This window comes from Paenibacillus oryzisoli (genome assembly GCF_001653565.1).
GTDB classification, from domain to species: domain Bacteria; phylum Bacillota; class Bacilli; order Paenibacillales; family NBRC-103111; genus Paenibacillus_E; species Paenibacillus_E oryzisoli.
On sequence record NZ_LYPB01000092.1, the window covers coordinates 35201 to 47364 of the forward strand.

The window sequence follows — 12164 nt, forward strand, 5'->3', positions numbered from 1 at the left end:
CCTGGCGGTTGTCAGGTTCTTCTTTTATTTACGTAACAAAAAAGCTTTCTCTGCACCACTGAGGGTACGAGGAAAGCTTGGGATGAACCTATATTAATCTTCAATTGTCGATAAATCACCAGTCGGAAGGTTAAGCTCCCATGCTTTAAGCACGCGGCGCATGATCTTGCCACTGCGCGTTTTGGGCAGCTTGTCCTTGAATTCAATCTCGCGTGGTGCCGCATGCGCAGAAAGACCTTCTTTGACGAACTTGGAAATTTCAGCTTTCAGTTCATCTGAAGCTACAAAGCCCTCACGTAACGCGATAAACGCTTTGATGATTTCTCCCCGCATAGGGTCTGGTTTACCAATAACCCCAGCTTCAGCAACAGCTGGATGCTCAACAAGCTTACTTTCTACTTCAAATGGACCAACGCGCTCTCCTGCTGTGTTAATCACATCATCCACGCGACCTTGGAACCAGAAATAACCATCTTCATCTTGATAAGCAGAATCTCCGGAAACATACCAACCTGTCAAACGGAAGTACTCTTCATACTTAGATGGATTGTTCCAAATTTTACGCATCATGGATGGCCAAGGCGTTTTGATCGCAAGGTTACCCATCCGATTCGGAGGTAGAACGTTACCTGCATCATCAATAATAGCAGCATCGACACCCGGAATTGGACGTCCCATGGAACCTGGTTTAATCGTCATGGAAGGATAATTACAGATCAACTGACCGCCTGTTTCTGTCATCCACCATGTATCGTGAATACGTTGATTGTAGACCTTCATTCCCCATCTGACAACTTCTGGATTCAATGGCTCACCAACACTCAGTACATGACGAAGAGCTGACAAATCATAGCTTGCAGATACATCATCCCCTGCTCCCATTAACATACGGAATGCGGTAGGAGCACTGTACCAAACCGTAACTTTATATTTCTCAAGGGTATTATACCAATCCTGTGGACTAAACCGTCCTCCGCGAATCACATTCGTCGCACCATTCAACCATGGAGCGAAGATCCCGTAGGAAGTCCCCGTTACCCAACCTGGATCGGCCGTACACCAGTAGATGTCATCTTCTTTTAAGTCAAGGACAATTTGTCCCGTATAATAATGCTGCAACATCGCATTTTGAACGTGGAATACACCTTTCGGTTTCCCTGTTGACCCGGATGTATAATGAATAATCAATCCATCTTCACGGTCCAACCATTCAATCTCAAGTTCTGTAGATGCGTTCGCCATTTCTTTATGATAATCAACTTGTCCTTCACCAAGCTCGATGTTCTCCCCAACAAGAATCACATGCTTCAAGTGCGGAAGTTCGCTGTACGGCACTCGTGATAATTGGCTAGGCGTTGTGATAATTGCAACCGCTTCACTATCTGCCAAACGATCTCGAACTGCCGTTTCCATGAACGCTTCAAAAAGCGGTCCGACAACCGCGCCTACTTTGAGCGATCCAAGTAAAGAATAATACAATTCAGGCGTCCGCGGCATGAAAATGAAAACTCTCTCACCTTTGCCAATGCCTAAATTTCTAAGCACATTACCGAATTGATTGGATCTTTCTTTCATTTGTCCAAATGTAATCGCTTCATCACGCGTGCTGTCACTGTAGTATAGAGCGATTTTGTCCTTCTTCGCGCCTTCTCCATGGCGGTCAATGGCTTCATAAGCCATATTCACTTTGCCTGTTTCGTACCAAGAAAAGTTTTTCTCGATGTCTTTCCAATCAAATGACGCATGTGTTTCTTCGTAATTTGCCATGTTAGGATTAAGGGATACTGATTTAATGAGTTCATTATTGAATTGATCCATAAACGTAAAACCCTCCTCACGAGATAAACCGCTTTCACTTTACTGATGAATTCGAGCAAAATGTGATCGATTTTTGACATGTTCTATTATAACACACTCAGAATATTTCGCCTACGTTTAAGTTTCGCTATGGTTTCGGGCTAAAGTTTGGTATAAAATTACTATGAAACTAAAAATAACCGACTGATTTAGAAGAAACCTATCCATTCTTATATTTTTCGCAAAGGAAATGCCCATCATGTTGTTCTTTAGAAGGAGAGCCAAGGTTATGCAGCATATCAAAATCTATCACTCACAAAGCTTGCGCAGGGCTCCCGATCTCCCAGAAATTATAATTGAGGGCCCCGTTTCACCAGACAACTTGCAGCAACTCACGATGCATGCGAGACTCGATGCCTTCCGCAGACCCCAAGAGCAACTCGAAGCGCTCATCGAAATTGCTGGATTACCTGAAGGAAGAATCATTCTTGCAAGGGATGGATCCACGATTGTTGGTTACGTCACTTTCCATTATGCTGATGAAATCGAACGATGGTCACAAGGAAATATGAAGGATTTAATCGAACTCGGCGCCATCGAGGTTGCTGATGATTACAGATCGATGGGTTTAGGCAAAAAGATGATACAGCTGGCATTTGAAAAAGATCAAATGGAAAATGTCATTTGCTTCACAACGGAATATTATTGGCATTGGGATTTGGAAACGAGCAAATTAACCGTTTGGGAATACCGCCAAATGATGGAGAAGCTCATGAAGAGCGTCGACATGATCTGGTTTGCAACTGATGATCCAGAGATTTGCTCACATCCCGCCAACTGTCTGATGGTGAGGATTGGGAAACAAGTCCCCCTCTCATCAGTCGAGCAGTTTGATCGCGTGCGTTTTCAGCAGCGCTTTATGTATTAGCTCTATAAGATGCATGAGATGCAGTTAGTAGCAGATTTTCAAACGATATTGTTAGCCAATTCGGGGGAATTTGGAAATGAACATGACGTATAAGCAGCCTGTATTTATCTATGACGATCAAGAAATTCATTATAAATTTAATGAGACACATCCCTTCAATCAGGATCGACTTGTAATGACAGTTGATCTACTTCGCAAAACTGGGGCACTCCCAGACAGTAAGATCGTTACATCTCGATCAGCGACTGATGCAGAACTTTTGCGGGTGCATTCAGCTCCATACATCGAGGCAGTGAAAGCACTAAGCGCAACTGATCCTGACGAGCATTGGGTCCGTGAAGCTACCCGCTTTGGACTCGACACAGACGATACGCCTTACTTCCCAGAGATGCATGACATCACTGCCAAGGTCGTAGGCGGCTCTATCCATGCCGTTGACCTCGTGATGTCCGGACAAGCGCCTCATGCCTTGCATTTAGGCGGCGGCCTTCACCACGCCCTGCAGAGCAAGGGTGCGGGTTTCTGTGTCTACAATGACGCATCTGCGGCAATCGCCTACGCCAAAGAGAAGTATGGCGCTAAGGTGCTCTACATCGACACGGACGTGCACCACGGCGATGGCGTGCAGTGGAGTTTCTACGCCGACCCGCAGGTCGGCACGTTGTCCATTCATGAGACGGGGAAATATTTATTCCCCGGCACTGGGGCTGTGAACGAACGCGGAGAAGGCGACGCGTTCGGAACGAATGTGAACATCCCGGTGGAGCCCTACACCGAGGATGATTCGTGGCTGGAGTGTTTCAGCGAGGTGTTAACCGAGCTGATCGCCCGCTTCCAGCCGGACATCATTATCTCGCAGCATGGGTGCGACGCCCATGCGTTCGACCCGCTCGCGCATGTGCATTGCTCCATGCGCGTGTACAAAGCCATGCCCGAGCTCATCCATCGACTTGCGCACCAGTGGTGCGAAGGTCGGTGGGTCGCGCTCGGGGGCGGCGGGTACGACATCTGGCGTGTCGTACCGCGGGCTTGGAGCCTGCTCTGGCTCGTGATGAGCGAGCAGGCGACCCTGAGCCAGCTGGAGGCGGAGCCCCAGCTGAGGCTGCCCCAGGCGTGGCTGGACGCCTGGCAGGGCAAGAGCCCCGTCCCACTTGTGGAGACGTGGCTCGACCCGGTCGAAGCTTGGGCGCCGATTCCGAGGCGCCAGGTGATCACAGAGAAGAATCGCCAGACCAAGGAACTGGCGATGATGTATTTGAAATAGCGCTGCGATTGTGCTTATTTGATAGTTGAACAAAAAGCTCAGGTCATGCCAAATCGGCGATGCTCTGAGCTTTATTCATGAATCGTTAAGCTTGGATTTATTATTCACTTTACCAGTATTCGACGGCTAATCGTTACAGTGACTTCACCATGTCTTCAACCATTTTATAGGAATTCTCCGAAGCAATGACTGTGAATTCCGCGAAATTCACATGCGCAGACCCATCTGCTTTATCGGACATGGAGCGCAAGACTACGTAAGGTACACCGTTCATCGCACATACTTGTGCAACAGAAGATCCTTCCATCTCCACGCAGACACCGTTCAACTCATGATACAGACTTGCAACCACTTCACGACTTGCAATGAATTGGTCACCGGATAGTACTCTCCCCTGCTTCACTTTCCCTGCAAACAATTTCTCTCCAGAAGCTACAGCTAATGCTACCAGCTTGGGATTAGCCGTATATACAGAATTGTCGGCATAAGGAATTACGCCGCGCGGAAATCCAAGTGCCGTTACGTCCATATCATGCTGTACACATTCCGTTGAGATAACTAAATCACCAATTTGCAACTCAGGATCTAATGCCCCTGCTACACCCGTGAAGATCACAGCTTCTACACCGAACTGATCAATCAGAATTTGCGTAGTAACTGCAGCGTTCACTTTACCCACGCCCGTACGACATACAACTACATCTTTACCGAAATATGTACCCTCTCGGAATGTGATACCTGCTTTTACCGTTTCATTGATATCTGTCATGTGAGACACGAGCAGCTCAATTTCTTCATTCATAGCGCCAATTAATGCGATTTTATTCCAAGACATCGTAGTATCCCTCTCTCTTCTTCCTACATGAGAAAACCTCTATCGCATCTCTTCCACGAGTGAAGGAAACGATTAGAGGTTTATTTTTCATTTAAGCTTGAGCTTTGACCGACTGACGGTTAATGATTTCATGCGGCAAAATAACTTGCATGTTTTCTGTTGATTCTTTATTCATCAACTTCGTTAGAAGACGCATCGACACGGCTCCGATATCATACATCGGTTGGGCCACAGTCGTTAATGTCGGTCTCACCATAGAAGCCATGCGAATGTTATCCACAGAGATGACGGCAATATCTTCAGGAACACGAAGCCCATTGTCTTGAATCGTATGAATGGCACCAATTGCCATTTCATCCGTTGCCGAGAAAATGGCGGACGGTCTAGGAGAAAGTTCCAAGAAGTAGTTAACTGCATCTACACTTGACTCATAACGGTAGTTACCAATCCGTACATACTCATCTCGTACTGGAATACCAGCCGTTTCAAGCGCACGTTTGTATCCTTGATATCTAGCAAATCCATTGGCAGGATCCTGCAGGGTTCCAGAAATCATAGCAATATCGCGATGCCCTGCTGCAATAAGTACGTTCACTGCATCGAATGCAGCGGCTTCATGATCAATATCAACAGATGCCATCGCTTGGTTCTCATCCTTCGTCCCACATAGGACAACAGGAACGGATGATGTACGGAAAGCCTGAATGTGTTCTTCCGTTACAACACCACCCATGAAGAGCAACCCGTCTACTTGTTTCTCAAGCAATGTGTTGATTACACGAATTTCTTTCTCTTTCTTCTTGTCCGCATTACACAAAATAATATTGTAATGGTACATATTCGCAATATCCTCAATTCCACGCGCTACTTCAGCAAAAATAGAATTGGATATATCGGGAATAACAACGCCAACCGTTGTCGTCTTTTTACTTGCTAATCCTCTTGCTACTGCATTTGGACGGTAACCCAATCGTTCAATGGCTTCAAAAACTTTCTTACGTGTTTGCGGCTTTACGTTCGGGTTATTATTAACGACCCGAGATACGGTTGCCATGGAAACGCCTGCTTCTCTCGCTACATCATAAATGGTTACGGTCACGGTTGCTCTCTCCATTTTCACAAGTATTCTGCGAACCTAGTATATTATCGTTATGATACGACAAATTAATCCATCTTGCAATGCAAAATGAAAATGCTTTGAAAATAATTTTCATTTTATTTTCAAAAGGGTCACAAATAGAATAAAAGCCAACCTCTAATCGAGATTGGCAGCCCATTTTTAGGTTGAAATTGCGCTTTGTGTGATTTGGGATAATCGTTTACGGACTTCCTCCGCCCATGGCTCATCTCCCAGCGATTGCGCTAGCAATAAGATGTCCAACAGCTCATTGATTCGTTCCTCAACAATTTGCTCCATAGAATCATTCATACGCTCTTTTTCTGTTACTTTTAATAGCAGGAAGGCAACTTCCGAAACTTCATGGAAGAATAATTGCTGCTTCTCTGGCTTGCTGCCTAGTTTACCGATCAGACCGGTAAGTTCAGGCTTTACATGAGGTACGACCTCACTTCGTCCACAGGCCTCACAGGAATAAATAGGTACATTCTCAATATCTACTTTACTTTGATAAATAACCGTGCGCAGACGAAGGTTCATCGTGCGTCCGCACTTACAATACTTTTGCATTCTAACACTCCTTCTACTTCCTGGCGGCATGTACAATAGTTGCTTGTACTAAGTTATTCTACGATGTCATCAGATTTCCTTCTGATCTATACATAGTAGTTTTTGCCACCTTTGGAAGCGAAGTGTTACTTTACCTGTTGTTTGCTATAAGAGATCAATTCATCCACAAATCGCTTGGAAAATGCCGGAAGATCTGGTGGTCTACGCCCTGAAATAAGATTGCGATCCACGACCACTTCTTCATCCAGCCAAATGGCACCAGCGTTTTCGATATCATCACGAATGCCTGGCGTGGAGGTCATCGTGTAGCCTTGAACAATTTTGGCAGAAATTAAAACCCAGCCAGCATGACAAATTTGTGCAATAGGCTTCACATCAGCATGAAACTCCTGTGTGAGTCTAAGCACGTCCGCATAACGACGAAGTTTGTCAGGAGCCCATCCACCAGGTACATAAAGACCTACGTAATCCGAAGATTTCACTTCATCAAACGCGTAATCCGTCGTGATGGGTACACCATATTTGCCATGATAGACTGTTTTCGCTTTAGGTCCAACGATGTCTACAATCGCACCTGCTTCGCGTAATCGATAGACAGGATACCACATTTCCAAATCTTCAAATTCTTCATCAACAAAGGCAAGCACCTTTAAGCCAGCTAATTCCATACTAACTACCTCCTACAATGGATTCCGTTTGTTCAGTTTGAGCTAGAAGCTCCAAGATTTCGTCACTTGTTCTGCACATCAAAATGCGATCTACTAATGCCTTGCACGTCGCGGCATCACTGCTAAGCAGTCTGTGCTTAACTTGCAACAGTGTCTGAACCGAGATACTAAGCTCCTCAATGCCCAATCCCAGCCAAATCGGCAGAGCCCGAATATCTCCAGCCATTTCCCCGCACACACCTACAGGAATGCCAACGCGCTTGCCTGCATCGATCACGAGTTTGAGCAATCGAATAACGGCCGGGTGATAAGGATTATATAAGTGCGCGATATTCTCGTTCATTCGATCAACAGCCAACACATATTGAACTAGATCATTCGTACCGATACTCATGAAATTCACTTCGCTGGCAAGAACATCAGCAATAATCGCAGCAGCTGGTACTTCAATTGTAAGTCCGACCTCAATGTTTGCATTAAAAGGCACACCAAGACTACTTAGCTCAAGTTTCGCTCTTTCCAAGTGCGCTTTCGCCTGCCGCACTTCATCTACCGAGGTTACCATTGGGTACATGATTTTCACATTTCCATAATGACTAGCCCTTAGAATCGCTCTCAACTGTGTCATAAAGAGATCCGTTCTATCCAGTGAAATACGAATAGCTCGGTAACCGAGGAATGGATTATCTTCTTTGGCAAGCGGCATGTAATCCAACTTCTTATCGCCGCCAATATCCAAAGTACGGATCACAATTGGACGTCCTTTGAGCTGTATCGCCGCGTGGCGATAGACCTCGAACTGCTCCTCTTCACTAGGCAATGAATCCCGATCCATATACAAGTATTCCGTTCGAAACAGTCCTACACCTGATGCACCATTTCGCAAAACTTGGTCAATTTCCATGACAGAATTAATATTCGCATGCAAATTAACCAAGCTTCTATCTAACGTTAATGGAGCCACATCGGCAATTCCTTGCAAGCTTTCTTTGAACTCCAGCCAGTTCTTCTTACGTGCTTGATAGCGTTCTATCGTGATCTTGTCCGGGTTAATATACAAGGTACCTTCTTGACCATCAATAATTAAGAAATCACCGTTTTGAATAGGACGCAGCAGCTTGCCTTCCAATCCAAGTACATAAGGAACAGACATCGCTCTGGCCATGATCGACACATGCGAGTGCGTGCCTCCTAGAATGGTTAAAAGTCCTAGCACGTTCGTTGGATCCAAGTGAGCCAGCTGTGATGGGGTCAACTCTTTCGCAACTAGAATATAGGGATGGTCAATCGGCGGCACCGCCGCGCTTGTATCCCCTAATAAATGTTTCAAGAGACGGTTCCCAACATCTTTGATATCCAAGGCACGTTCTTTCATGTATTCATCATCAATTAAATTAAACATGCCTACAAATTTATCAATGACTTCTTTCACCGCGACTTCTGCGGCTTTATATTGCAGCTCTATAATACCTTGAATCTCATTCATGAAAATAGGATCTTCCAATATGGCCAAATGTGCATCAAAAATATAGGCCTGTTCTTGCCCAACAACTTCTTTGATCTCTTGTTTGATTAGCTCCAGTTCATCCTTGGAATGACGAATGCCATCATACAATCGCTCGAATTCATACGCTAAATCCGTCACATCAATCATTTTCTCTGGAAAATCCCATTCCCAAGTAGGAATAACAAACGCTTGACCCATTGCAATTCCCGAAGAAGCACCTACACCTCTAATCATCCGTTCGTCCCCCCCTCGGATTTAGTTGGCTTAAGGACTACGGACATAACAGAGCCTTGGCCTTTCTTAACTGGCTTAAACGGAGCGAAACTCCATGATTTCACGATATCTGGGTTCGTAATTATCATCGGTGTCGCTAAGGAAGACGCGAATTTCTTAACTTTATTATAGTTGAATTTCACTAGCAGTTGACCTGCTTCCACGCGATCGCCTTCCTTTACCACTGCATTAAAGCACTTTCCTGGTAAACTGGACGTGTCAATTCCGATATGCAGCAGAACTTCAAGCCCTTCGTCTGTTAGAATCCCTAGCGCATGCATCGTTGGGTAAATATGCATAATCGTACCTGCTACTGGGGAAACCAATTCACCTTTTTCCGGAATAAAAGCAACACCATTCCCGACGAGTCGGGAGGCAAAAATGCGATCTGGCACTTCTTCAATCGGGATCATGCGTCCCTGCATAGGAGAAGTAAATAAAACGACATGAATATCTTTGCGCAATACCTTCATGATTTCTTCACGTATAAGCTCTGAAAATGTTCCAAACACGACTTGAACGTTGCCTCCTCCAAGACGGATGACGCCTGCTGCTCCTAAGTGTCGTAATGCCGTGATGTCCATCAGACGATCATTGACAAGTGTAAGTCGCAATCGAGTAATACAGGCTTCAATCTTCTTAATATTGTCTTTCCCACCCAGTGCCTGCAAAATTAATGGCGAACGATACGGAATATCTCCAGCCCACTCTTCAAGCGATGAACCTTCTTCCCTACCCGGCGTAGGAATTCGGAACTTCTGAATTGCCCATCGGAATAGGAAATAATAGAGTAAACCGTAGACCAGCCCTATCGGAATCAATAACAAGCCATTGTGTGATAAGTGCAGATTAATGATATAGTCAATCGCTCCAGCCGAATAAGAGAAACCATGGTGGATATTTAACTCATAGGCGATCCACATAGCTACACCCGACAGGATGGCATGGATGAAAAACAAATAAGGTGCTACAAAAAGAAAAGCAAATTCAATCGGCTCTGTCACGCCAGTTAAAAAAGAAGCTAATGCAGCCGTTAAGAATGTAGCTTTGATCTTCGGCTTCAAGTCTTCCCTCGCTTCTCCGATAATCGCAAAAGCAATCGCTGGCAAGGCAAACATCATGATGGGGTACAAACCAGCCATATACATGCCTGCCGATGGATCGCCAGCAAAAAATCTCGGCAAATCCCCATACGCATATTGTCCAGATGGTGTTTCGTAAGCCCCCACTTGAAACCAGAAAAAGTTATTCAAAATATGATGTAAGCCTGAAGGTACGAGCAAGCGATGTGCAATTCCATAAACGAATGCACCGAAGCCGCCTAATCCTAGTAAGCCGCTTGAAATTTTGCCCATGAGTGTCTCTAGAAAGGGACCAATCCCGATCATAATATAAGAGGCAATGAGCGTTGCAAGGCCCATGACGAGCGGTACCATCCGGGGTCCACCGAAAAATTGTATGTACTCCGGAAGCTTAATCTCCTTGCAGCGATGATAGATGATTGCAGCCAGGAGGCCAATCAAGATACCGCCAGAAACGCCCAATTGAAATTGCGTACCCAACCCATGCTCGATGAGGCGGGTAAACATGAAATATCCAAGCATGGCCGATAAACCAGCTATTCCAGCACTTTCTGTCAGTCCCAATGCCACACCAACAGCGAATATGATTGGAATATAATCAAAGATTGTATTTCCAGCCAAAGACAGCATGTCCCCAAAGCTTGAAGCATGAATGACATCCCAAGGTAGATCCCCTAGACAAAGCAGCACAGCAGCAATAGGAAGCGCAATGGTAGGCAGCATTAAGGAGCGGCCAAGCTGTTGTAAGTTCCCCATCCAGTTCAAACGAATGCTAACCTCCTTAAACTTTTCGTCAGAAAACCGACTTCGTAAGCATCTACCTTAGCAATTACGTAGAGATTCTTCCCCATTATCCTAAGATTCTCTTTATCAAATCGTAAAGCTTGTTCGTCCTTTTGTCAAAAAAAATAAGCAGATCGCTTATTTATAAAGAGTTAGTCTACATAGTAAACGTAAAAGTTGACTAAGTCACCTAAAAGCTGTCATACTTTACCTGTACCCAAATTCAAAATTCGAGGAGGAAACACCCTTATGTCTTATGATGTAATTATTATCGGTGGGGGTCCTACCGGCGCAAGCGCTGCACTATTCACTTCAAAAGCAGGCAAGAAAACACTCGTTATCGATAATGAACAAAGTGTTACGAAGCGTGCATGGATCGAGAATCACTACGGTGTAGAAGCAATTGGCGGTCCCGACCTAGTAGAAATCGGTAAAAAACAAGCTGCTAAATTTGGAACTGAATTCGTGCAAGGCAAAGCAACACAGCTAGTAAAAAGCGAAGATAGCTTTGATGTTACGACAGAAAATGGTACATATACAGGGAAGCACGTTATTCTGGCAACTGGTCTATCCGTTGAGCTTGCTGAAGCAGCCGGTATCGCAACAAAAGAAGGAACAGAACCGCGTATCAAATCCATCGTTGATTGCGACGCGCAAGGCAAGACTAGTCTCAAAGGTGTATGGGCAGCAGGTACGACAGCTGGCGTTAGCATGCACACGATTATCACCGCTGGTGATGGAGCCAAGGTCGCTATCAATATTATTAGTGAACTTAATGGCACGCGTTATGTAGATCACGATGTGTTAAAAGCTTAGTTCCTATGTATGCGAAAACCGCTAATCGGCACCCTTCACAGGTGATCGACTAGCGGTTTTATTTGATTAGCACTCATTGCTTCACACATGCATTAATTGTTACGTGGGTTCAGAATTGCATCTTCCACTTTAATGCAGCGATCCATAATGACTTCTAAACCAGCGCTGCTTGCAATACGTCCTGCTTCTTCATTCACGATATCCAATTGCAGCCAGAACACTTTCGCCCCAATTTTAACTGACTCTTCAGCTATTGGAACAACTTGATCTGCACGACGAAATACATTGACGATATCCACAGGCTCAGGTATGTCTGATAATGATGGATAGCATTTCTCACCTAGAATCTGCTCGGCATTGGGATTAACGGGAATAATTCGGTATCCTCGATTTTGCATCGCGGCTGAAACCATATAAGATGTGCGATCCGGTTTATCGGATAAGCCTACTACTGCGATATTCCCTGCATTGGCAAGCAGTTCTTTGATATGTTCCCTAGACGGATTCTCAAATGTCATGTGAAT

The 12164-nt window shown here is 45.1% G+C and carries 11 protein-coding genes; 3 read left to right on the forward strand and 8 right to left on the reverse strand.

What is annotated here, in order from left to right; all coding sequences use genetic code 11:
• Positions 1-93: 93 nt before the first annotated feature.
• The gene (gene acsA / locus A8708_RS31510) at positions 94-1818 is read right to left on the reverse strand and encodes an acetate--CoA ligase (protein WP_068670520.1); all 1725 of its coding nucleotides are present in this window, start codon (positions 1816-1818) and stop codon (positions 94-96) included.
• A gap of 268 nt (positions 1819-2086) precedes the next feature.
• On the opposite strand from acsA, the gene A8708_RS31515 reads away from it, so the two are divergent.
• Positions 2087-2725 carry a GNAT family N-acetyltransferase gene (locus tag A8708_RS31515; protein WP_068670522.1) on the forward strand — a complete coding sequence of 213 codons (639 nt, stop codon included), beginning with the start codon at positions 2087-2089 and terminating at the stop codon, positions 2723-2725.
• A gap of 76 nt (positions 2726-2801) precedes the next feature.
• Positions 2802-3989, forward strand: a complete 1188-nt coding sequence (locus A8708_RS31520; protein WP_420848643.1) for an acetoin utilization protein AcuC — start codon at positions 2802-2804, stop codon at positions 3987-3989.
• Positions 3990-4122: 133 nt separating this feature from the next.
• On the opposite strand, the gene A8708_RS31525 is transcribed toward A8708_RS31520, so the two are convergent.
• The 6 genes from A8708_RS31525 to A8708_RS31550 all read right to left on the reverse strand — a co-directional run bounded on the left by A8708_RS31525 (position 4123) and on the right by A8708_RS31550 (position 10806).
• A complete protein-coding gene (locus A8708_RS31525; RefSeq protein WP_068670524.1) occupies positions 4123-4824 on the reverse strand; it encodes a 5'-methylthioadenosine/adenosylhomocysteine nucleosidase in 702 nt (233 codons plus the stop codon).
• A 91-nt stretch (positions 4825-4915) separates the two neighbouring features.
• The gene (ccpA, locus tag A8708_RS31530) at positions 4916-5923 is read right to left on the reverse strand and encodes a catabolite control protein A (RefSeq protein WP_068670526.1); all 1008 of its coding nucleotides are present in this window, start codon (positions 5921-5923) and stop codon (positions 4916-4918) included.
• 180 nt (positions 5924-6103) lie between these two features.
• The gene (locus tag A8708_RS31535) at positions 6104-6511 is read right to left on the reverse strand and encodes a hypothetical protein (RefSeq protein ID WP_068670528.1); all 408 of its coding nucleotides are present in this window, start codon (positions 6509-6511) and stop codon (positions 6104-6106) included.
• Positions 6512-6636: 125 nt separating this feature from the next.
• Entirely contained in the window at positions 6637-7179 is a 543-nt protein-coding gene (locus A8708_RS31540; RefSeq protein ID WP_068670530.1) for a type 1 glutamine amidotransferase domain-containing protein, read from the reverse strand.
• Position 7180: 1 nt separating this feature from the next.
• Positions 7181-8920 (reverse strand): phosphoenolpyruvate--protein phosphotransferase, encoded by a 1740-nt coding sequence (gene ptsP / locus A8708_RS31545; RefSeq protein WP_068670532.1) that lies wholly within the window; start codon positions 8918-8920, stop codon positions 7181-7183.
• Positions 8917-10806, reverse strand: coding sequence for a glucose PTS transporter subunit IIA (locus tag A8708_RS31550; protein WP_068670534.1), 1890 nt, complete (start codon positions 10804-10806; stop codon positions 8917-8919). The genes ptsP and A8708_RS31550 overlap by 4 nt, the downstream gene beginning before the upstream one ends.
• A 267-nt stretch (positions 10807-11073) precedes the next feature.
• Here A8708_RS31550 and A8708_RS31555 point away from each other — a divergent pair, with 267 nt between their 5' ends.
• Positions 11074-11640 (forward strand): NAD(P)/FAD-dependent oxidoreductase, encoded by a 567-nt coding sequence (locus tag A8708_RS31555; protein ID WP_068670536.1) that lies wholly within the window; start codon positions 11074-11076, stop codon positions 11638-11640.
• A gap of 92 nt (positions 11641-11732) precedes the next feature.
• Here the strand turns inward: A8708_RS31555 and A8708_RS31560 are convergent, their stop codons facing one another.
• Positions 11733-12158, reverse strand: coding sequence for a CoA-binding protein (locus tag A8708_RS31560; RefSeq protein WP_068670538.1), 426 nt, complete (start codon positions 12156-12158; stop codon positions 11733-11735).
• Positions 12159-12164 lie beyond the last annotated feature (6 nt).